This window comes from Caldanaerovirga acetigignens, from assembly GCF_900142995.1.
Taxonomy (GTDB): domain Bacteria; phylum Bacillota; class Thermosediminibacteria; order Thermosediminibacterales; family Thermosediminibacteraceae; genus Fervidicola; species Fervidicola acetigignens.
This window is the reverse complement of the sequence record NZ_FRCR01000011.1, coordinates 44,564-65,218: the sequence shown is the minus strand read 5'-3', so window position 1 is coordinate 65,218 and position 20,655 is coordinate 44,564. Positions and strand designations below refer to the sequence as shown.

Genomic DNA, 20,655 nt, shown 5'->3' with positions numbered 1-20,655 from the left:
AAATGGATACTCCGATGATAAAGCAATATAGAGAAATAAAAGAAAAATACAAAGATTATATAGTGTTTTTTCGCCTCGGTGATTTTTACGAAATGTTTTTTGAAGACGCTCATATCGCTGCAAAGGAACTCGAAATAGCGCTAACTTCGCGAGACCCGGAGAATCGGGTTCCCATGGCTGGTGTTCCTTACCACGCAGCGGACCAATATATATACAAATTAATAAACAAAGGTTATAAAGTTGTAATATGTGAACAGGTGGAAGATCCCAAAAAAGCAAAGGGGATAGTAAAGCGCGAAGTCGTAAAGATAATAACGCCGGGCACTATTACAGAAATAAATGCCCTCGATGAAAAAAAGAATAATTATTTAGTTTGCATTTACAGGGAAAAACATAATTTTGGAATTGCTGCGGCAGATTTGATGACTGGTGAATTTTTAACCACCGAAATCCAAAGCCCATATCCCTACCAGGAACTGCTCGATGAACTTTCAAAGCTTGAACCTCCGGAATGTTTGGTAAATATCTCTTTTTATAATGACGAATTACTTAAAAAAACATTGAAAACCAATTTTAATTTTCTGCTCACTACTAGGGAAGACGATTATTTTAATTTAGAATCGGCAAAAGAACTCCTATTATCACAATTTGGCGAAGAACAGCTCGCAGATATTTTAAAAAAAACCTACTCCGTCATCGCTTCCGGAGCGTGTCTCAATTATTTGAGAGAAACCCAAAAGCTTACCTTAAACCATATCAATTCCATTAAGTATTATGAAAGAAACGAATACATGGTTCTTGATATTTCCTGCCGTAAAAATTTGGAGCTAACCGAATCCTTGGCCGACGGAAAAAGATACGGGACATTATTTTGGGTGCTTGACAAAACAGAAACGCCTATGGGCGGTCGAACTTTGAGAAAGTGGATAGAACAACCTTTAATAGACATCATTAAGATAAAAGAACGGCAGGATGCTGTAGAAGAGTTCTATAACGACTATTTTCTTCGACAAGAATTAAAAGAACAGCTTAAAAATTTATACGACCTTGAAAGGCTAACAGGAAAGCTGGTATGTGGGAACGTCAATGCAAGAGACCTTTTAGCTATCAAAAACACGGTTAAATATTTCCCAAAAATAAAAGAACTGCTGGCTAGATGCAGCACTAAATTATTGGTAACACTTCACAATGATCTAGATCCATTAAACGATGTATATGAAATTCTGGAAAACTCAATCAACGAAGACCCACCGCTATCCCTTAAAGAGGGAGGATTAATAAAGGATGGTTTTAATGCCGACATCGATAAATTGAGAAAAGCAGCTACTGAAGGCAAGAACTGGATAGCAGAACTCGAAAGAAAAGAGAAGGAAAGAACTGGTATAAAATCATTGAAAGTAGGCTATAACAAAGTATTCGGATATTACATCGAAGTTACAAAAGCCAACTTACCATTAGTCCCAAAAGAATATATTAGGAAACAAACTCTAGCAAATGGCGAAAGATTTGTAACCGAAGAGTTAAAGGAATATGAATCACTCATCCTGGGTGCTGAAGAAAAACTTTTAGAACTGGAATATGAAGTTTTCTGCCAAATCCGCGAAAAACTCATTGCAGAAATACCAAGGCTCAAAAAAAGCTCTCAAGTAATTTCCGTCCTGGATGTATTATTATCGCTTGCCGAAGTTGCAGCATGTAACAATTACGTAAAGCCTGAACTCACATTAAACGATGAAATACATATAATAGAAGGACGTCACCCCGTTGTAGAGCTGACTCTCAAAGATGAAATGTTTATCCCCAATGATACTCATATAGATTGTAAAGATTCAATGATATCGATTATCACAGGCCCCAACATGGCAGGAAAATCTACCTATATGAGACAAGTAGCCCTGATAGTGCTCATGGCTCATATAGGGAGTTTTGTACCAGCAAAAAGTGCTCAAATCGGAATAGTTGACCGCATCTTCACTCGAATTGGCGCTTCTGATAACCTCGCATCAGGCCAGAGCACTTTTATGGTGGAAATGATAGAAGTGGCCAATATATTAAAGAACGCCACTTCTAAGAGCTTACTCATTCTAGATGAAATTGGCCGAGGCACTAGTACTTATGATGGTCTAAGCATCGCGTGGGCTGTAATAGAATATATCAACAAACATATAAAGGCGAAAACTCTTTTTGCCACCCATTACCATGAGATAACTCAGCTAAAGAAACTAAAAGGTGTTAAAAATTTTAAGGTTCTAGTGAAAGAGCGTGGAGAAGACATTATATTTTTAAGAAAAATTGTAGATGGAGAAGCCGACAAAAGTTACGGCATTCAGGTAGCAAAACTTGCTGGATTACCAAAAAACGTTATACACAGGGCTCAACAAATTCTTGAGGAATTAGAACAGCATGACAAATCAAACATTCAAGCGAAACAAATAGCGGCAGTCGAAGATGTTGCTTCAACTTCAAGTGAGACACAGCTTAATATAGAAAGCATAAAAAATGAACAGGTCATTAGATTAATTAAAGATTTGGATATAAACACTATAACTCCTTTGGAAGCTCTCAATTTACTTTATTCAATTAAACAAAAACTGATTTAAGGAGAAAGTAAAATGGGAAAGATCAAAATATTGGATGATAGTATCTCGGCCAAAATAGCGGCTGGCGAAGTCATAGAAAGACCGGTCTCCGTCGTAAAGGAACTCATTGAAAATTCTATCGATGCAGGAAGCAAGCATATTTTTGTTGAAATCGAAAAAGGAGGAAAAAGCCTTATAAAAGTTACAGACGACGGCGAAGGCATGGATCCTGATGACGTCAGGCTCGCCTTCGAAAGACATGCCACAAGCAAAATATCAAATTTGGATGATATATTTAAAATAAATACCCTCGGTTTTAGGGGTGAAGCTTTACCCAGCATTGCATCGGTTTCTGTATTAACCGTTTTTACGAAGACAAGGGAATCATCGATTGGAACCAAATGCACGCTGCGGGGAGGTATCATAGAAGAATTCGAAGAAGCAGCCGTGAAAGAAGGCTGTTGTATAATTGTAAAGGATATTTTTTTCAATACACCCGCGCGCTTAAAATTTCTTCAGTCGTCGTCGAGAGAATCCTCTCTAATTGTGGACCTTGTATCAAAATATGCAATAGGTCACCCCGACATATCTTTCAAGTTATCCGTAGACGGTAAAGAAGTGCTCTTCACTCCTGGCAATGGAAATCTGCAAGAAGTAATAGCCAGGATTTACGGATTCGATATAGCAAAAGACATGATCTTAGTCGACAAAACATTCAATTTTGGCCGTATATACGGCTACACATCGCCTCCAAAGCACACACGGGGAAATAGATCCTGGGAAACGTTTTTTGTCAATGGACGCCTTGTAAAAGACAAAGGTTTGAGCGTTTCTTTAGAAAAGGCTTATAAAAGCTTAATACCTAACGATAAATTTCCCATAGCTTTCGTAAAAATAGAAATAGAAAGCTCGTTAATAGATGTCAATGTTCATCCCGCTAAAACTGAAATAAGATTTCAATGTGAAAATGAAGTGCTTCAGTCTTTATACGAAACCATTAGGGAAGGTTTATCTAGAACCACATTGGTACCAAAAGAAAAACTGAGCTTTTCTAAAATTAACTTTTCCGAACGATACAGCACGGCGGAAAATGAAAGCTTGTTGAAAGAAGAATATTTTACCAAAATTTATGGAAAAATAGAAAACAAAATTAAAACTAATGAGCAGTATGGGAATACCGGTAAGGATGTGAGAACAGAAAGCCCCATTTTCGACGTTCATTTTACCCGGATTTTAGGGCAGCTTTTTAAGACGTATATTGTAGTTCAAGGAGAAAAAGAATTTTACCTGATAGATCAGCATGCAGCCCACGAAAGAATACTTTTTGAAAGATATTCTGAAGGATTAAATTCACAGGACATTTCGCAAGAGCTAGTATGTCCGTTAACCTTAAAACTTACTTTTGAAGAAATAAATTTTGTGGAGGAAAACAGCGACCTCATAAGAAAAATGGGATTTGACTTCGAGACATTTGGAAAAGACACGCTATTAATTAGATCGGTACCTTATCTTTTAAATAAACCAGTGCAACCGGAATCTTTGCGAGAAGCAATTGATGAGTTAAAAGAAAATGGCGAACTAAGATGGCGCTCACGCGAAAAATTCTTAGCTTCTATGGCATGTCATACTGCAATAAAGGCGGGCGATGATCTTTCTTTTGATGAAATGCAGGAGCTCTTGAATCAGCTTATGAACACAAAAAATCCATATTCCTGTCCCCACGGAAGACCTACGATGATTTCAATTACAATTTACGAATTAGAAAAGAAATTTAAGCGGATAAATGGATAAAAAAATATTAGTAGCCATCGTAGGTCCTACTGCCGTGGGGAAAACCGAAGTATCTATAGAAGTAGCACTAAAATTAGATGGAGAGATAATCTCAGCCGATTCAATGCAAATTTACAAATATATGGATATCGGTACGGCAAAACCAACCCTCGAGGAAAGAAAAGGTGTTCCTCATCACATGGTAGATATTATCTACCCGGATGAAGAATTCAGCGTAGCAGAATTCAAAGCACTAGCGGAAAAATTCATTGCCGATATCCACAGCCGCGGCAAGATACCCATTCTTACAGGAGGGACTGGACTTTATGTAAACGCCGTCTGTTACGGTTATACATTTTCCAGCTTTGACAAAGATGAAAGTCTAAGAAGGCAGTTGAAAGTTGAAGCCGAAAAATACGGCAATGAATATCTATACAGCAAATTAAAACAAATCGATCCAAAGGCCGCAGAAAAAATCCATCCAAACAATTTGAGAAGGGTTATAAGAGCTTTAGAAGTCTATATAAAAACGGGTGTGCCTTTTTCTCATTTTGAGGAGTTAACCAAAAAGCGGGGAAGTCCTTACGAGTTGTTAATTTTTGGTCTCACCAGACCGAGAGAGGAACTTTATAATAGGATAAACATGAGAGTACAGAAGATGATTGAAAATGGTTGGGTGGATGAAGTGAAAAAACTTCTTGCAATGGGATATACGAAAGAACTGAACTCCATGCAGGCTCTTGGTTACCGAGAAATAATAGATTATTTAGAAGGACGCATTACATTACATGAAGCCATTTACTTAATTTCCAGAGATACCCGAAGATATGCAAAAAGACAGTACACCTGGTTTAGAAAAGACAAAAATATTATTTGGTTCGATGTATCCAAAGAAGGCAAAGAAAAAATTATAGAAAATATTATTAAATCCGTTGAAGGAAAATCGAAAAATTCCTAGAATATAACTTTATATACATAAAATAGAAGGGGGACAAAGAATGACCAAAACTCAAATCAACATTCAAGATGGATTTTTAAATCAAATCAGGAAGGAAAATACTCCTGTAACTATTTATCTTATCAATGGATTTCAAATGAAAGGTTATGTGCGCGGATTTGACAATTTTACCGTGGTACTTGATTCTGATGGAAAGCAGCTGCTGATTTACAAGCACGCTGTATCTACAATAGCTCCTCAAAAGCCTGTGAGTTTTACAGGTCCTTCTGCTGAAAAGAAAACTGAAGAAACCCAATAAAAAACTCCCAAGAAGTCTTGGGAGTTTTTTATTTGTGACTCGAAAATATTTAAGCGCATATAATAAATTGGTGTATAGTTTTGTCTTTGGCGGAGGTGTAAATAAATGGCCAATTTAAATTTGAAATGTAAAGTCGAAAATCCTGACCAGATTATAGATATGATTGCCAAGGGAGCAATTACGCCGGTAGAAGCTTTTATATTATTTAAAGAAATGGATGAAAAAAAGGAAACATCTCCGCTAAAACCTAACGGAGAAGAAAAAATAGAAGACGTATTAAAAGAACTTGACAGTTTGATTGGACTTACGAAAGTAAAGCAATTAGTTAGAGAAATACAAGCTTACGTGGAAATTCAAAAAAGGAGACAAAAAGAACAACTGTTCTCTGAACCTCTTGTCCTTCACATGATTTTCAAAGGCAATCCGGGCACCGGAAAAACAACAGTAGCGAGGCTTTTAGGCAAAATATTCAAACAAATGGAAGTGCTACAAAAAGGGCATTTGGTCGAAGTAGAAAGGGCCGACTTAGTTGGAGAGTATATCGGGCATACCGCTCAGAAGACGAGGGAACAAGTAAGACGTGCTCTAGGTGGCATATTATTCATTGACGAAGCATATTCTCTTGCTAGAGGGGGAGAAAAGGATTTTGGCAAAGAGGCCATAGATACGCTAGTTAAAGCAATGGAAGACTACAAAGACAATCTCGTTGTAATACTGGCGGGATATAAGGATGAAATGGAATGGTTTTTGAGAACAAATCCGGGATTGAGATCCAGATTCCCCATTCAAATAGAATTTAGCGATTATACCACGGAAGAATTGATGGAAATAGCAAAGTTAATGGTTGAAAAAAGACAGTATAAATTGACTCCGGAAGCTCTTTATAAACTTGAACGTATTCTCAAAGAAAGCCAAAAAAATTTGCACTACGATAAAATGGGAAATGCGAGGCTGGTAAGAAATCTCATCGAAAAAGCAATAAGGCGACAGGCATTGAGGTTAATAAGTCAGAAACAAATATCCCGCGAAGACCTGATATATATAAAAAGCGAAGACATAGCAGAAATCGATGAAATTTAAGAGGGGGTGGCCGTTTATTTGAAAAAATGCTTAATAGTAGGCAAGCCGAACGTTGGAAAAACAGCTTTCCTTATAAATTTCGCAGAATATCTTGGAGTCAGAATTTTTGAATTCGATTTTGCACTTCCTGATGGAACAAAATTCAAAAAAAAATATTCCTGCAAAACGGCATTTCATGAGCTGGTAGACAGTAATCCCCATAAAACCCTAGCTCTTCAATCTGTTACATTGGAAATACCGGTGGGGAAAGGTAAAAAAAAAATACAAATAATAGATACTACTGGTTTAATAGATGGTATTCATGAAGACCAGAATGTCCGTAAATCCATATCTCAAACCATCTCTGAAATCCTTAATTCTCAAATCATAATCCATATAATGGACGGGGCAGCGGTAATAAAGAAAGATTCTTTAAGTTCACCAAGTGAAGTGGATTACCAAATATCCAAACTTGCTCGTTCAAAAAGAGGCTACGTCATCCTCGTTAATAAAATGGATTTGCCGGACGCTGAGGAAGGATTAAAAATTATCAAAGAAAAATTTCATGGAAACATCGTCATTCCTATATCCGCTATTAACAAAAGAGGGTTCAAAGAGGTGAAAACTTTTGTGGCATATAACCTCTAGCCCTTTAGTTAGAAAATTGTTTGCAGTTTTTCTAACAGGTTTCGTTATAAAACTGATGGATGATTTTATCGACCTGGAATATGATACCGTGCTGGAAAGACAAAATTTCTCAAATGTCCTCGGAGCGGGAATTTTACCGTATGCTATCTTTATTTTTTCTCTGGCATGTTTTCTCGAACCGAGATCTTCAATAAGTTTATTTTTTTCCAGCTATATTGTAGGCATGACCGCAGATTATGGCACAAAAATGCCTTCAGGTTTATACGGCTATCAAGAGTCGTTAATAATGCTTATCTTAGGAATTTTAATTCTAGGTTTTAGCGAAATGCTTTCGTCTTTGTTTATAATGTGGTCCGTTCAATTATGGGACGACCTTTATGACTACAAAAAGGAGATAGCCTGCGGCAAAAATTACGTAAAAGTGCTGGGAAAAGTAGAATGCCTTGTTTTTTCCATTATATGCTTTTTATCCGCTTTGTATTTAGACGCTGTTAAAACTATTTCCGTAGGCTTTTCAGCCATATTTATTGTTTACATAATATATTTATTGTCAAATTCTGAGGAGGTGTCATAAAATCCTTAGAGAGTTTATACCTTACATCATTGTAATGCTTTTCATATTTCTGGCTGGGTACGCAACAGGCAGACGAATGGGGAAAAAAGAAGGAATTGAGGAGGGGCTTTCAAAAAGTTTCCTACATTTACAAAAAGAGATGTTGAATAATTCAGAATGTCCTCTGTGCCGGAGAACGTTGAAACGAGAAATTTGATATGATAAAATCTTAAATAAAAAGCAGAAGAAGGGATAACATGCACAGTATCACACGGGAAATTATAAAAACGAGATTTTCCATAAATGATGAAATAATAACATTGGCAGAATCTGTAGTGAAAGAAATCGGCAAAGAATTTGAAAAGGTAAGCGAAATAGTAGAATGCAATCAGCTTAAAGTAACCGCGGCTATGGTAGAAAATGACTTGAGCGATTTTCATCTTAATGATTCAACGGGATATGGTTATAACGATTTAGGACGTGAAACCATTGAAGCTGTTTACAGCAGTGTATTTCGTGCCGAAGATGCACTGGTAAGACCGCAGATAATTTCCGGCACTCATGCTATCATTCTTTGCTTTTTCGGCGTTTTAAAACCCCAGGACGAATTATTGTGTGTCACAGGCGAACCATATGATACTTTAAAAGATGCCATTTTAGGAAAAAATGTAGGTTCTCTCAGAGAATATAATATAAAGTACTCCCATGTAGAACTCAGAAACGGCAAGCCCGATTTCGAGAAAATTAGAGAAAAAATTAGTGAAAAGACGAAGATGGTACTCATACAGCGTTCCAGAGGTTATAGCATGAGACCTACCCTGGATATAGAAAGTATAAAAGAGCTGATTGAATACATAAAGGAAATCAAAGAAGATATTGTGTGCCTTGTTGACAACTGCTACGGAGAATTTACGGAAACTAAAGAACCGACGGAAGTCGGTGCCGATTTATGCGCCGGCTCTCTTATAAAAAACCCGGGAGGAGGCATTGCCCCGACGGGAGGTTATGTAGTAGGGAAACGAGAGTTAATAGAACAATGTGCTTACCGCCTGTACGCTCCCGGACTGGGGAAAAATTGTGGACCATCCTTGAATTTCAACCGCCTAGCCCTGCAAGGATTATTTTACTCTCCCATGATAGTTGGGGAAGCCTTAAAAGGCTCCATTTTCATTTCAAGATTTTTTGAAAGGGCAGGGTTTAAGGTATATCCCTCTTACAACGAAAAGCGCAGCGACATTGTTACAGCAATAGAGATGGGCGACAAGGAATCCTTGATATCTTTTTGTAGGGGGCTGCAGAAAGTAGGACCTGTAGATGCTCATATTGTACCTGAACCATGGGAAATGCCGGGCTATGCACACCAGGTAATAATGGCAGGCGGCAGCTTCATCCAAGGCGCGTCGATAGAATTAAGCGCCGATGCACCTATCATGGAACCGTTTGTAGTATATATTCAAGGCGGTATTAATTTCTTTCATGTAAAATTAGGGGCCATGAAGGCACTTCAGAACATGATAGACGAAGGAATATACAAAGGCCAATTTAATTGATTTAAAACCTTCTAAAAAGGCCTATTACCTTACCTAAAATCTTAACGTCTTTTACAATGATAGGCTCCATATATCGATTTTCCGGCTGTAGCCTTATATGGTCGCTTTCTTTAAAAAATCTCTTGACGGTAGCTTCGTCTCCTAACAGCGCTACTACTATATCGCCGTTTTCCGCCGTATTGGATACCTTTACAATCACATAATCGCCATCAAAAATACCAGCTTCTATCATGCTGTTTCCTTGAATTTTCAACATAAATACTTCTGATTCGGGAACCATATCCTTAGGAAGCGGGAACACGCCCTGAATGTTTTCTTCCGCCAGGATGGGTTGTCCCGCAGTGACTCTGCCTACAAGTGGTACTGGCACGAAACTGGAGTCGAATAAATATTTGTTGTCCGATACAATAATGGCCCGGGGTTTCTGAGGATCTCGCGTTATAAAACCCTTTTTTTCCAATTGAACCAAGTAGGAATGAACAGTAGCGGTGGATTTCAGATTAGTAGCAGCGCATATTTCGCGCACCGAAGGGGGATAACCTCTCTTTTTTAAAAAATCACGTATGAAATCCAATATCTGTTTTTGTCTCGGCGATAAATTTTCATACATCGCAATTACCACTCCATACACAAGAATAATTTTTTAGGTTAATTATATCATAACTAAATGTGATTTTAAACATTTGTTTGAAAAATAATCTGCAGATATTTGATCTTTACGATCTCATCGAGGGAGGATAAAGCACTAAAAATTTAATTTCAGGAGCACCATAACGTCCGATAATGTATATTATGTAAACTTATAATTAATGTTTTGGCAAAATATTACAGCTTCCAAAAGCCCAAATGCCAAGAATAGCCTGCGAGAAGGCATAATTTTACACTTTATTTTTAGCCTTACTTTATTTTTAGCTTAGTTTTAATTGACATTAACCAAAAAATCTTATATAATAAAAAATGCGCAGGGGAGTAGCTCAATTGGCAGAGTAGCGGTCTCCAAAACCGCCGGTTGCAGGTTCGAGTCCTGTCTCCCCTGCCATTCTTTTATCCCTGCAGAAAGAAAATGCAGGGTTTATTAATTATTGGCGGACTGTTGGCCTGAACATATCTAGCACACCCAATACTATATGCGCAAGTCCGAAACCGGTTATACCTGCACCTAAAGTTCCCCCTACCATCGTTCCTACTCCAGCAACGACTGCTCCTATACCTGCTACTACCCAACCTGTGGTATTACCTTTCATAAATCCACCTCCTAGAGTTATTATTCCACAAGACGTTATACATAATCATGCAGGTGGCTTTATTTCCTATCCGCATCCGCTGCAGCTTCCGCACGAACCGCTACAACCTCCTGACTCGGTACCTCCCTTACCCATGTACATAAAACCAGTAAATCGTTGTTTTGCTCTGCTATTACATACTGGACATTTTACGCTATCCTTTTCTCGCAAGGAAACAAACTCGCTGAACTTATGACCACAATTTTCGCAGATGAAATCGTAAGTGGGCATAATGGATTCTCCTTTTCTTAATATGGTTTTTTATTTAATTTTACTTTAAAGCCTTAATTAAAATTATAAGATCATTTTCTAAAAAAGAAAACCCACCTTTTTATCGCGTTGGTGGGTATATTATCATTACTATTTAATTTCTACTAATTAACAACAGCTTCAAACCTGTGCCCGCAGCTAGTGCAAAAACCCCACATCTTTTTAAAATTTCCAAAGTCGTCTTTTTGGTATGCGCAAAATAGAAAGAACAACTCATCACACTTCGGACACCTAACTCCTAGCATCGCGCCGCTCCATTCTTGCGTTTTCATAGCGTCCTCACATGTTTCAACACCTTCGATATACGCGGGTTTGCACTGGACTTTAATTGCCGGCAAGGTATGCAAAAAAACCCCTCCCAATATTATTATGGTAGATTTTCGGAAACTCAGTTTCCTTTATTATTAAACCCTCTTAAGAGGGCTGTTATTTTTTTACCTCCACTTGTCTCTGTTGCAAAAATAGCTGATATTTATAGATATCACGAAGTATTGTATACTCATAATTATCGCAAATATTTACTTCAAATCATACTTGATTTTTTCGGATCGCCCCCATAATTGAAGTGGATGGTACTTTTTACCATTACTTCTAATAAATGAGGGTGATTCTTTTATGCTTATTAAATGTTCTTCTCATGTTGAGTTTAAACAGTTTTTACAAAAGCAGGTTCCTCTACTATGGACTGTTGATTCAAAAAGGCTTTTGTCTTTCTCCAGGTCTTTGACTAAGGTCTGGTTTTTGAATCTGGACCCTGCTATTCATTTGTTGTCTCAGCGTTTTTCCTCTATTGGTCGACCTGTTAAACATGATCCTGTGTGTATTTTAAGGTCTGACGTTTACGGTTTATACTAAGCCTCAGGATGATTTGAGGATTTGTACTAAGACTCCTAGGGATTCCAAGGCTTGGCGCAAGGTCTATGCTATGCGGTCTTCTTCGGAACGCTCGTTTAAACGGATTAAGAATGATTATGAGATTGAGCGCTCTCGGGTTAGAAGCCGCAAGAATTGGTATTTGTTTATTCATTTTGCTGCTATGAATTGTCATCTTGATGCTTGGATTGCTAAGGCTAAAAAAGAACATTTTGATATATGGGCTGAGGTTTTGGGTAAAGCTTTGGCAGCTTAGAATTTAGAATCCCATAAGTTAAATTGGTAAAGGGTTGTATTTTATCGGTTTTTTTGTTGGGTTTGTTAGTTTTTTACAGGGAATTTTTAACTGTTTCCGAAATTACTCTATTATTTTTTTATTATCAAAGAAAAACAAATCTACTATTTTCCACAATTACCGAGGGGGCCTCTTATAAAAATCCATATAAATCATCTTATACCTGAAGGTCCACTTTCATACCCAAAGATTTCTCATACTTTTTTAATATAGGGTCTACTACCTCTTCGACAAATTCGATTACCTGTCCTGAACTTCTTCCAACAAAGATTGACGGATCCACCATCTTTACAATATCATCTTTGGTCATCCTGAACCTGGCATCAGCAACAATTTTATCTATCAAATTATTAGGTTTTCCCTCCTTCACCTCTGCTGCAGTTTCGACGGAATGTTTTCTCAAAGCCTCATGGAGTTCCTGCCTATCTCCACCTCTTTTTACTGCTTCCATCAGTATATTTTCAGTGGCTATAAATGGTAATTCCTCCATTACGTGCCTTTCTATCACCTTAGAATTGACTACTAATCCCTGACTCACATTTATATAAATATTTAAAATTGCATCTGTTGCCAAAAACATCTCCGGTATGACCAGTCTTCTGTTGGCAGAATCGTCAAGGGTCCTTTCGAACCACTGATTGGCTGCTGTAAAATACGGATTCAGTCCATTTATCATTACATAGCGGCACAAGGCGGTCATGCGCTCACAACGCATGGGATTTCTTTTATATGCCATGGCCGAAGAACCGATTTGGTTTTCTTCAAAAGGTTCCTCTATTTCTTTCAGGCTAGATAGCAATCTTATGTCACACGCAAATTTATGAGCGCTTTCCGCTATTGACTGCAGAACCCTCAATACTCGAGAATCTTGTTTTCGCGGATATGTCTGGCCTGTAACTGGAAAAACTTTATCAAAACCCATTTTTTTAGATACCATTATATCAAGTTTTTTTACCTTTTCCTCATCATTGTTAAAAAGTTTCATGAAACTAGCCTGCGTTCCAGTTGTACCCTTTACACCTCTTAATCTCAAATTCTCTTCTACATGTTCCAGATCCCATAGATCCATTACAAGATCCTGAATCCAAAGGCACGCCCTCTTGCCCACAGTGGTGAGCTGTGCCGGTTGAAAATGAGTAAACCCTAAAGTAGGCATATCCTTATATTGCAATGCAAAGTTCTTCAAGTTATCTATGATGTTGACCAATTTTTTCTTTAGTATGGCAAGACCATCCCTCATCAATATTACATCTGTATTATCGCCAACAAAAGCACTTGTTGCCCCGAGGTGTATTATTGGTTTAGCTTTTGGACATTGTTTTCCAAAAGCCCATATATGAGCCATAACATCATGCCTTGTGACTTTTTCATACTCTTCGGCTTCTTCGAAGTTTATCTTGTCTACGTGTTCTTTCATCTCTTCAATCTGTTCATCTGTAATGGGAAGCCCTAGCTCTTTTTCTGCTTCCGCCAAAGCTATCCACAGTTTTCTCCAGGTCATATATTTCTTGTGAGGCGAAAAGTTCATTAGCATTTCTTTACTGGCATATCTTTTCGTCAATGGATGTTCAAAATAATGTTTCGATTCCATAGCGTCGCTTCAACCCCTTTTTTTTCTTTATTATTAAAATAAAAAGCAGGAAAATAGCCCTGCTTATGAAAGCTCCATTACAAATTGCTCAATACGGTCTAACCCTTCTTTTATATTTTTCATAGATGTAGCATAAGATAATCTTACATATTCATCGGCTCCAAAAGCTATTCCAGGCACGACCGCTACTTTGTATTTTTCAAGCAAAGCCTCAGCAAACGTCGTAGAATCTTTAATGACTCTGCCTTCTATGTACTTTCCAAAGGTTTTCGAAACGTTCATCATAACATAAAATGCCCCCTTTGGCATACGGCAAGAAAGTCCATCTATATTGTTTATCCTATCGACCATGTACTTCCTCCTATTTGCAAATTCCTCTACCATGTTATTGACAGCCTGTTTTTTATCCGGGTTTTTCAAAGCTTCCAAAGCCGCTTTTTGAGCTATCGAATTGGGGTTAGAAGTCGCATGGCTCTGAAAGTCAGCCATGGCTTTAATGAGTTCCTTTGGCCCTGCTGCGTATCCGATTCTCCAGCCTGTCATAGAATAAGCCTTAGAAACACCGTTCACCACGAGAGTATTACTATAAATTTCTTTACCTAGAGAAGCTATGCTTATATGTCTTTCCCCATCGTAAACCAATTTGTCGTAAATTTCATCTGAAATGATAAATATATCGTATTTTAAAGCTAACTCGGCAATATCCAGCAAATCCTCGCGGGTGTAAACACTCCCCGTTGGATTATTCGGACTATTTATTATTAAAACTTTCGTCTTTTCATTGATGAGTGGTTTTATATTATCTGCTTTTAGTTTAAAATCCTGGCTTTCGAACGTGGGTACAAAAACCGGTGTTCCGCCGCACAATTTCACGATTTCCGGATAACTTACCCAGTATGGCGATGGTATTAACACCTCATCTCCCTCATCGCATAGGCAATACAAGGCATTAAAAAGGCAGTGTTTCGCTCCGTTAGAAACAATAACCTGGGTGGCTTCGTAATCAACTCCTATTTCCTCCCTCAACGCTTCAGAAATCGCCTTTTTAAGCTCCTGTATACCATCGACGGGAGTATATTTTGTAAACCCTTGATTAATTGCCTCAATCGCCGCAAATTTTATAAAATCGGGAGTATCAAAGTCAGGTTCTCCTGCACCAAAACTTATAACATCATGGCCTTCACTTTTAAGCTGTTTTGCCTTCGCATCAACCGCTAGGGTTGGTGATGGACTTATGCACTTTGATTTTCTAGAAAGATCCATTTTTAAGACCCTCCCCTAATTAATTATATTCATTGCAATGGTAAATCTTTCGGATATTCTATCTTTATGTCATTATTTCCGAAATCGTAAAGCTGCACTACCATATTTATAGATTGCTCTTCATTTTCGTATGAATTAAGTTTAAGGTCCATACTCAACTTGCGAATAAGAAAATCTTTTTCCCCTATCCACACTTTATATTTAGCTTCAAGGTCACTTATTTCATCTATTTTTTCATCTTCAAAAAATATCTCCTTTAATTTCTGCTTATCTGGGACGTATTCTATAACTTTACACTTGACTCCTTCTATTAGTTCATCCGGAAGATATACCGCCTCCACAATCATATCATTCAATTCATTGAACGTTTTTTCTGGAGTGGATATTATGCCATCCATATTTCCTAAACCTAAATTTTCGCTTTCTATCCACTTATTATTCATGGGATCTTTTATAAAGATTTTGTTTTCTTTCTTGTAAATTTCAATATTAAGCCCTGATAAACTTCCACTCAAGTAAACTTGATTAGGGTTAGCTACTTCTCCTATTAAAACAACCTGTTGTTTTATGTCATTCATGGTTACTTGAGCATTTATTTTCATTCTGTACCCTTCAACTTCTTTTAATTTTTCATTAGCCTTAATCACAGCATCTTTAGGGGACAATTTTCCAAATTGATCTCCACATCCTACTAAACTCAATAATAGAACAAATATCAATAATAGCATTAGTATTTTGCGCATCGACATTTCCTGGTGCCTCCCGGAAAATATATATTATTTACATATTCTTCATTAATTCACAGTTTTCCTGCTTCGAATAAAAAAATAGGGGAGTTCCTCCCCCTTTTTAATCCATAACGATTTTACAACAAATTCACTAATATTTTGTAAACATATTCCAACTTCCCATCAACCTTAGAAAAATCCATATTTGAAATATAAAAGCTTTCTAATTCATCATGCAATTTTTTTGCCTCTGTAAAACACGCAACAGCTTTATCTATGAGCATTTTACAAATCCCTCTAGAAAATTCCGCATCCCTTCTATGCTTTTCAAATTCGCTTTCAATTAAAAAACTGTCGAAATCAATTAATCTATCATTACTCTTTATCCGGCTAAAAAGATGAGGTTCTATAGAATTTATCAATCCCACGTTTAAATCTTTTATAATAATATGTTCTACTCTTTCCGGAGATAAAGGACAGTAAAACGCCTCGACCTCAAAACCCTTTATCAAAGCTGTATTTAAAACTGTCTCAATTAATTTGGCCTTTGCCCACGTAATTTCACCTTTTAATATATAGCGTTTTTCAATATTTCCAAAATTATTGTCGAGAAAATTTATCAATCCACCGGACGTTATAGCACTCGCGAACATTTTTCTTTGCCTAGGTATCCTCCCAATCCGAGTGACATTGTAGAATATATCGCCAACTATTTCCTCTATTATTTTGTTCAACTTTCCTTCATCTGTGGCCCAAAAATATATTTCCTGTATTCCATCGTAGAGAACTTTTGCCGTCTTTATATAATCAAATCCCTTTTTATAGCACCTACTGATTTCTTTCTGCAGTTTAATTATATCACTTTTATGTTTTATTATACCTTCTTCATCCCATGAATCACCAAAATTTATAATTTCCTCCACGCACCCGGGATATTTTGGGTCGACTATGTGCGGGGCCGTGCCGTCGATAAGAGCCATCCCATATTCCGGTAAAATCACTCCATCCAGTGAATTGCTATCCGCCGAACAATGCAGAAATTCTATGTCAATTCCATCTCTGACTAGCCGCTCCCCTATTTTTTGCATGAAAGTAGATTTCCCGACCCCCGGCCCTCCTTTCATTATAAAAAATTTTTTAGCATTTTCCCACGGAAGCACATTATCGAAAAACGAAATATATCCTTTTGAAGTATTTCCGCCGGGGAAAAATCGTCTTATATATCCCTCTTTCATATAAAAAGCCTCCTCCTTAAAAGCTCTTTATATTTAGCTTATTAAGGAGGAGGCCATTTGGTGAAAGCTATGTCTCGTAAATCGTTATTAAAGCCTTTTCCCCTTTTTTAGAAATTCCGAATATGAATCCTTTCTTTTTAAGAGATTTATTCAAAAAATCCACCAACTGATAAAGGTCATCGTGATAATTAAACTCCTTTTGCGCCAAAAGTTCAAGTTTTGATTCCATTTATAATTTCCTTTCTTAAAAAAGATTCATAATAACGGCTTGAGTTCCCACTTTTTTATACTATCAATTACCTCATAATTAGTCAAATCGAAATGAATAGGGGTAATTGAAATATAATTGTTTTTTATGGCCCAGACGTCGGAAGTCTCATCTTCCAAATCTTCCACTACCTCTCCTGTCAACCAAAAGTATGTTTTTCCCCTTGGATCTTGCCGACGGTCAAAGCAATTTTTATACTTTCTACTTCCCAAACGTGTTATTAATACTCCCGCTATATCTTCCACATCTAAAGGAGGAATATTGACATTTAGCAAGGTATCTTTCGGAAACTGTTTTTCTTTTAAAACCTCGCACAGCTTTCTTACGAACTGAGCCGGGTATTCATAAGACACATTTTCGTATGCTGCCACCGAAACAGCGACAGCAGGAATTCCGTAAATCGCCGCTTCAATGGCAGCCGATACAGTTCCAGAATAAATTACGTCAGTCCCTAAATTTGGTCCCCTGTTTATTCCCGATAACACCAGGTCGGGTGCATCGTTTATCAGCGCGTCAAGGGCCAACTTCACGCAATCCGAAGGAGTACCGTTAACCATCCAGCTTTCCACCGAACAATTGCGAAGTTCAGCCTTTTCTACCCGCAGCGGTTTGTGCAGAGTAATAGCATGAGCCGTAGCGCTTCTTTCCCTATCCGGCGCCACAACTGTAACTTTGGCTATTTTTGAAATTTCCCTTGCTAACATCAAAAGACCTTCAGCGTAAATGCCGTCATCATTAGTTATGAGAATATTCATTTTTTACACCCCTAACTCATCAAGCAATTAAGGCCTTATTGTAATATTCTACAGCTTTCTCATTTTCTCCCATTTTCTCGAAACATATTCCCAACAAAGTATAAATTTCGGCTTTATCCTCCATTTCTGTTTCCAGCTCTTTGCAACATTCGGCTGCATCACCGTAAAGACCCATTTTCATCAAACAAAAGGCTTTATTTATTAGGATATCATCACTTTTTCTCTTTTGCAAAACCTCATCCAACAGTTCAAGCGCTTCTTTATATTTCTTTACGGCTAATAGGCAAAGAGCTATATTATTTTTTACTTCAATGTCGTCCTTTACAAATTTTTCAGCTTCCTTAAAACATTCTATAGCCTTCTTGTAATTTTTTTTCTTATATAAGCAATACCCCTTGTTAATCAGCAAATCCCCGTTTATAGGATCTATAGACAATCCCCTTTCACAATAACCAAGAGCTTCATCATATTTACCCGATGCAGCAAGACATAAAGCCAAATTATTTATAGCTGTAAGGTCGTGCGGAAAACACATTAATGACGATTTATATAAATCCACCGCTTTTTCATATTCACCGGTTTTAGTAAGCACCAGAGCCAAATTGAGCTTTGCATTGTAGTCATCGGGTATTTTTTCCAAACAATCCAAAAAGCACTTTTTTGCTTCTTCCAGAAGCCCCATTTCCATTAAACACAGCCCTTTTTTATTCTGAATCCTTACATAATCCTTACCTTCCGCTTTATGTAATATTCCATCAAGAAGCTCAAAAGCCTCATTATACTGACTTTTGTTAAATTTGCACAAAGCAAGCCCATACACAGCTTTGATGTTTAAGATTGGATCGCCAAGTAATAACATATAATTTTCTTCTGCTTTATCAAATTCCAACAGATCTAAATACGTTTGCCCGATAAAGTACCGTATTTCGGGTAATTCTTCCAAAGAAATAGCTTTTTCAAAGAAATTTAGAGCTTCCCCAAAATCCTTTTTTAAGTAACTAATTACTCCACCCCAACACAGAAAATCCAATGCAGGATTTTGAAGGAGTTTTTTACGAACAAATTCAAGAGCGGTATCGTATATATTTGCTTCACACAAAAACCTAAGATAAATATTCGGCCAGTATAGAAATCTCTTTTTTATTATCTTATAGAGCAGGAGTAACGCTTCTTTCCTGTTCATTAAACTGCCCCCCTTCCCTCGGTATTATAACATGGGTATCATAACATATTATTCTATTTTTTCTTTAATTTTCCTGCCGACTTCTTAAAGAGGAATATAATGCCGACAATAAAATTTACAAAATTCACCGGGGCTTTCGAGTTTTATCTCCAGCAATTCGCAAATAAAAAAGGTATGACTCGAGCCTCGAAACAAAAAATCCTTCCCGGGTTTGAGATATCGGCAGGGACTGCTTTCCAATACATAAGGGACCGAACAGCCCCCGCAAGCCCATTTTTCTTTTAAATATTTCGGTTTCAACAAAACCTTTCCCAGTTCACACCTGAATATAACCCTATTTTCATTTTCGATAAGCCGTAAAACCTTATACTCCTTCAAAAAAGGACAATATCCAGTCATGGCAAACTCCTTACGCCTCCTTTTGCCTTATCATTACAAGTTTATGGGAGACGTAAGGGCATCGTGCATGATTTTTATTTTTTAAAATTAAAAAAGAAAATTCGGGGGCAACCCCCGGATTATTTCTCGAGAACGTAAAGCAGCAGCTCTATTGCTTTTTCCATGTCATCAATTGACGCCATCTCCGATGGTGTATGGATATATCGCGTCGGGATAGAAAGGCAGCCGGACGGCACGCCGTCTTTAGTTAGATGTATCGCGCCCGTATCGGTCCCGCCCATTTCTAGTACTTCTAGCTGATAAGGAATATTATTTTTTTCAGCGCTATCGATGAGCATTTCTTTTATTTTGGGATGGCAAATTACCGACCTGTCCATTATCTTCACTGCCGGCCCCTTTCCGAGCTCTACTGCCATTTTTTCCGATTCGGGAGTATCACCGGTCTTTGTCACATCTACTGCTATAGCAAGATCCGGTCCTATCCCGAAAGCCGAAGTTTTCGCGCCTCTTAAACCTACCTCTTCTTGAACTGTAAAGACAAAATAAGTATCAAATCTTGAGAACTTAACGTTCTGCAAGACCTTTATAAGCACGGCACAGCCGGCTCGATCATCTAGAGCTTTAGCTGTAACGTAATCACCGATTATATCGCAATTTCTGTAATATACTGCCTTATCACCAATGCGAACCTTCTTTCGCGCTTCTTCTTTCGTCCTTGCGCCGATATCGATGAACATTTTGTTGAACTTCAAATCCTTAATATCGTCCATTTTTTCCATTCCAAAAACACCTACAGTCCCATTTTCGAAAACAACTCTTTCACCAATCAGGGTAAACGGCGAAATCCCTCCGATATTTGAAAACCTCAGAAACCCTTTATCGTCGATGTTTGTGACTATAACGCCGACCTCATCCATATGGGCGGCCAACATCAGTTTTTCTCCCGCACCTTTTTTCCTCGCAATTATATTTCCGAGGACATCTACCCGGACTTCATCAGCATAATCCTTTATTTCGTCAAGTATAACCTCACGAATTTTATTTTCTTCGCCGGATGGGCCAAAGGTTTCCGTTAGTTTCTTCACCAATTCTTTCAT

The 20,655-nt window shown here is 37.6% G+C and carries 20 protein-coding genes and 1 tRNA gene; 9 read left to right on the top strand and 12 right to left on the bottom strand.

Annotated elements, in window-relative coordinates:
* Positions 1 to 2: 2 nt before the first annotated feature.
* From mutS to BUB66_RS09165, 8 genes are all read left to right on the top strand, one after another.
* Positions 3 to 2,600: a DNA mismatch repair protein MutS gene (gene mutS, locus BUB66_RS09200; protein WP_073257813.1), complete on the top strand. Its 2,598-nt coding sequence runs from the start codon at positions 3 to 5 to the stop codon at positions 2,598 to 2,600.
* Positions 2,601 to 2,612: 12 nt separating this feature from the next.
* A complete protein-coding gene (mutL, locus tag BUB66_RS09195; RefSeq protein WP_073257811.1) occupies positions 2,613 to 4,370 on the top strand; it encodes a DNA mismatch repair endonuclease MutL in 1,758 nt (585 codons plus the stop codon).
* Positions 4,363 to 5,307, top strand: coding sequence for a tRNA (adenosine(37)-N6)-dimethylallyltransferase MiaA (gene miaA, locus BUB66_RS09190; protein ID WP_073257809.1), 945 nt, complete (start codon positions 4,363 to 4,365; stop codon positions 5,305 to 5,307). The genes mutL and miaA overlap by 8 nt, the downstream gene beginning before the upstream one ends.
* 40 nt (positions 5,308 to 5,347) lie before the next feature.
* Positions 5,348 to 5,605, top strand: a complete 258-nt coding sequence (hfq, locus tag BUB66_RS09185; protein ID WP_073257807.1) for an RNA chaperone Hfq — start codon at positions 5,348 to 5,350, stop codon at positions 5,603 to 5,605.
* Between the two features lie 105 nt (positions 5,606 to 5,710).
* On the top strand, positions 5,711 to 6,685 hold the full coding sequence (gene spoVK / locus BUB66_RS09180; RefSeq protein ID WP_073257805.1) for a stage V sporulation protein K: 975 nt from the start codon (positions 5,711 to 5,713) through the stop codon (positions 6,683 to 6,685).
* 6 nt (positions 6,686 to 6,691) lie between these two features.
* Entirely contained in the window at positions 6,692 to 7,312 is a 621-nt protein-coding gene (locus BUB66_RS09175) for a GTPase (RefSeq protein ID WP_244269811.1), read from the top strand.
* Complete coding sequence (locus tag BUB66_RS09170; RefSeq protein WP_073257801.1) at positions 7,293 to 7,886, top strand: hypothetical protein; 594 nt, start codon at positions 7,293 to 7,295, stop codon at positions 7,884 to 7,886. Before BUB66_RS09175 ends, BUB66_RS09170 begins: the two co-directional genes overlap by 20 nt.
* Positions 7,887 to 8,122: 236 nt before the next feature.
* Positions 8,123 to 9,415: a methionine gamma-lyase family protein gene (locus tag BUB66_RS09165; protein WP_073257799.1), complete on the top strand. Its 1,293-nt coding sequence runs from the start codon at positions 8,123 to 8,125 to the stop codon at positions 9,413 to 9,415.
* 1 nt (position 9,416) lies between these two features.
* Here the strand turns inward: BUB66_RS09165 and lexA are convergent, their stop codons facing one another.
* Positions 9,417 to 10,025 carry a transcriptional repressor LexA gene (gene lexA / locus BUB66_RS09160; protein WP_073257797.1) on the bottom strand — a complete coding sequence of 203 codons (609 nt, stop codon included), beginning with the start codon at positions 10,023 to 10,025 and terminating at the stop codon, positions 9,417 to 9,419.
* A 353-nt stretch (positions 10,026 to 10,378) separates the two neighbouring features.
* On the opposite strand from lexA, the gene BUB66_RS09155 reads away from it, so the two are divergent.
* A tRNA-Trp gene (locus BUB66_RS09155) sits at positions 10,379 to 10,454 on the top strand.
* A 40-nt stretch (positions 10,455 to 10,494) separates the two neighbouring features.
* Here the strand turns inward: BUB66_RS09155 and BUB66_RS12235 are convergent.
* The 11 genes from BUB66_RS12235 to BUB66_RS09095 all read right to left on the bottom strand — a co-directional run bounded on the left by BUB66_RS12235 (position 10,495) and on the right by BUB66_RS09095 (position 20,655).
* Positions 10,495 to 10,659 carry a hypothetical protein gene (locus BUB66_RS12235; RefSeq protein ID WP_187694919.1) on the bottom strand — a complete coding sequence of 55 codons (165 nt, stop codon included), beginning with the start codon at positions 10,657 to 10,659 and terminating at the stop codon, positions 10,495 to 10,497.
* Between the two features lie 66 nt (positions 10,660 to 10,725).
* On the bottom strand, positions 10,726 to 10,929 hold the full coding sequence (locus BUB66_RS09150) for an FmdB family zinc ribbon protein (protein WP_073257795.1): 204 nt from the start codon (positions 10,927 to 10,929) through the stop codon (positions 10,726 to 10,728).
* A gap of 143 nt (positions 10,930 to 11,072) precedes the next feature.
* Positions 11,073 to 11,315, bottom strand: coding sequence for a hypothetical protein (locus BUB66_RS09145; protein ID WP_073257793.1), 243 nt, complete (start codon positions 11,313 to 11,315; stop codon positions 11,073 to 11,075).
* Positions 11,316 to 12,293: 978 nt separating this feature from the next.
* Positions 12,294 to 13,727 (bottom strand): adenylosuccinate lyase, encoded by a 1,434-nt coding sequence (purB, locus tag BUB66_RS09135; protein WP_073257789.1) that lies wholly within the window; start codon positions 13,725 to 13,727, stop codon positions 12,294 to 12,296.
* A 63-nt stretch (positions 13,728 to 13,790) separates the two neighbouring features.
* Positions 13,791 to 14,990 (bottom strand): pyridoxal phosphate-dependent aminotransferase, encoded by a 1,200-nt coding sequence (locus BUB66_RS09130; protein WP_073257787.1) that lies wholly within the window; start codon positions 14,988 to 14,990, stop codon positions 13,791 to 13,793.
* A gap of 29 nt (positions 14,991 to 15,019) precedes the next feature.
* Entirely contained in the window at positions 15,020 to 15,739 is a 720-nt protein-coding gene (locus BUB66_RS09125) for a hypothetical protein (RefSeq protein ID WP_073257786.1), read from the bottom strand.
* A gap of 116 nt (positions 15,740 to 15,855) precedes the next feature.
* Positions 15,856 to 16,953, bottom strand: a complete 1,098-nt coding sequence (locus tag BUB66_RS09120; protein ID WP_073257784.1) for a hypothetical protein — start codon at positions 16,951 to 16,953, stop codon at positions 15,856 to 15,858.
* A gap of 67 nt (positions 16,954 to 17,020) precedes the next feature.
* Positions 17,021 to 17,182: a YpmA family protein gene (locus tag BUB66_RS09115; RefSeq protein ID WP_073257781.1), complete on the bottom strand. Its 162-nt coding sequence runs from the start codon at positions 17,180 to 17,182 to the stop codon at positions 17,021 to 17,023.
* 26 nt (positions 17,183 to 17,208) lie between these two features.
* Positions 17,209 to 17,976, bottom strand: coding sequence for a 5'/3'-nucleotidase SurE (gene surE, locus BUB66_RS09110; protein ID WP_073257778.1), 768 nt, complete (start codon positions 17,974 to 17,976; stop codon positions 17,209 to 17,211).
* 19 nt (positions 17,977 to 17,995) lie between these two features.
* On the bottom strand, positions 17,996 to 19,159 hold the full coding sequence (locus tag BUB66_RS09105) for a tetratricopeptide repeat protein (RefSeq protein ID WP_073257775.1): 1,164 nt from the start codon (positions 19,157 to 19,159) through the stop codon (positions 17,996 to 17,998).
* Between the two features lie 518 nt (positions 19,160 to 19,677).
* Positions 19,678 to 20,655 carry a M42 family metallopeptidase gene (locus tag BUB66_RS09095; protein ID WP_073257771.1) on the bottom strand — a complete coding sequence of 326 codons (978 nt, stop codon included), beginning with the start codon at positions 20,653 to 20,655 and terminating at the stop codon, positions 19,678 to 19,680.

Bases quoted from the DNA above. Each gene is read 5' to 3' on its own strand.
- mutS (WP_073257813.1), top strand. From the start codon at position 3: ATGGATACTCCGATGATAAAGCAATATAGAGAAATAAAAGAAAAATAC.
- BUB66_RS09120 (WP_073257784.1), bottom strand. From the start codon at position 16,953: ATGAAAGAGGGATATATAAGACGATTTTTCCCCGGCGGAAATACTTCA.
- BUB66_RS09095 (WP_073257771.1), bottom strand. From the start codon at position 20,655: ATGAAAGAATTGGTGAAGAAACTAACGGAAACCTTTGGCCCATCCGGC.
- surE (WP_073257778.1), bottom strand. From the start codon at position 17,976: ATGAATATTCTCATAACTAATGATGACGGCATTTACGCTGAAGGTCTT.
- BUB66_RS09105 (WP_073257775.1), bottom strand. From the start codon at position 19,159: ATGAACAGGAAAGAAGCGTTACTCCTGCTCTATAAGATAATAAAAAAG.
- BUB66_RS09165 (WP_073257799.1), top strand. From the start codon at position 8,123: ATGCACAGTATCACACGGGAAATTATAAAAACGAGATTTTCCATAAAT.
- mutL (WP_073257811.1), top strand. From the start codon at position 2,613: ATGGGAAAGATCAAAATATTGGATGATAGTATCTCGGCCAAAATAGCG.
- lexA (WP_073257797.1), bottom strand. From the start codon at position 10,025: ATGTATGAAAATTTATCGCCGAGACAAAAACAGATATTGGATTTCATA.
- BUB66_RS09130 (WP_073257787.1), bottom strand. From the start codon at position 14,990: ATGGATCTTTCTAGAAAATCAAAGTGCATAAGTCCATCACCAACCCTA.
- spoVK (WP_073257805.1), top strand. From the start codon at position 5,711: ATGGCCAATTTAAATTTGAAATGTAAAGTCGAAAATCCTGACCAGATT.
- hfq (WP_073257807.1), top strand. From the start codon at position 5,348: ATGACCAAAACTCAAATCAACATTCAAGATGGATTTTTAAATCAAATC.
- purB (WP_073257789.1), bottom strand. From the start codon at position 13,727: ATGGAATCGAAACATTATTTTGAACATCCATTGACGAAAAGATATGCC.
- BUB66_RS09150 (WP_073257795.1), bottom strand. From the start codon at position 10,929: ATGCCCACTTACGATTTCATCTGCGAAAATTGTGGTCATAAGTTCAGC.
- miaA (WP_073257809.1), top strand. From the start codon at position 4,363: ATGGATAAAAAAATATTAGTAGCCATCGTAGGTCCTACTGCCGTGGGG.
- BUB66_RS09115 (WP_073257781.1), bottom strand. From the start codon at position 17,182: ATGGAATCAAAACTTGAACTTTTGGCGCAAAAGGAGTTTAATTATCAC.
- BUB66_RS09125 (WP_073257786.1), bottom strand. From the start codon at position 15,739: ATGTCGATGCGCAAAATACTAATGCTATTATTGATATTTGTTCTATTA.
- BUB66_RS12235 (WP_187694919.1), bottom strand. From the start codon at position 10,659: ATGAAAGGTAATACCACAGGTTGGGTAGTAGCAGGTATAGGAGCAGTC.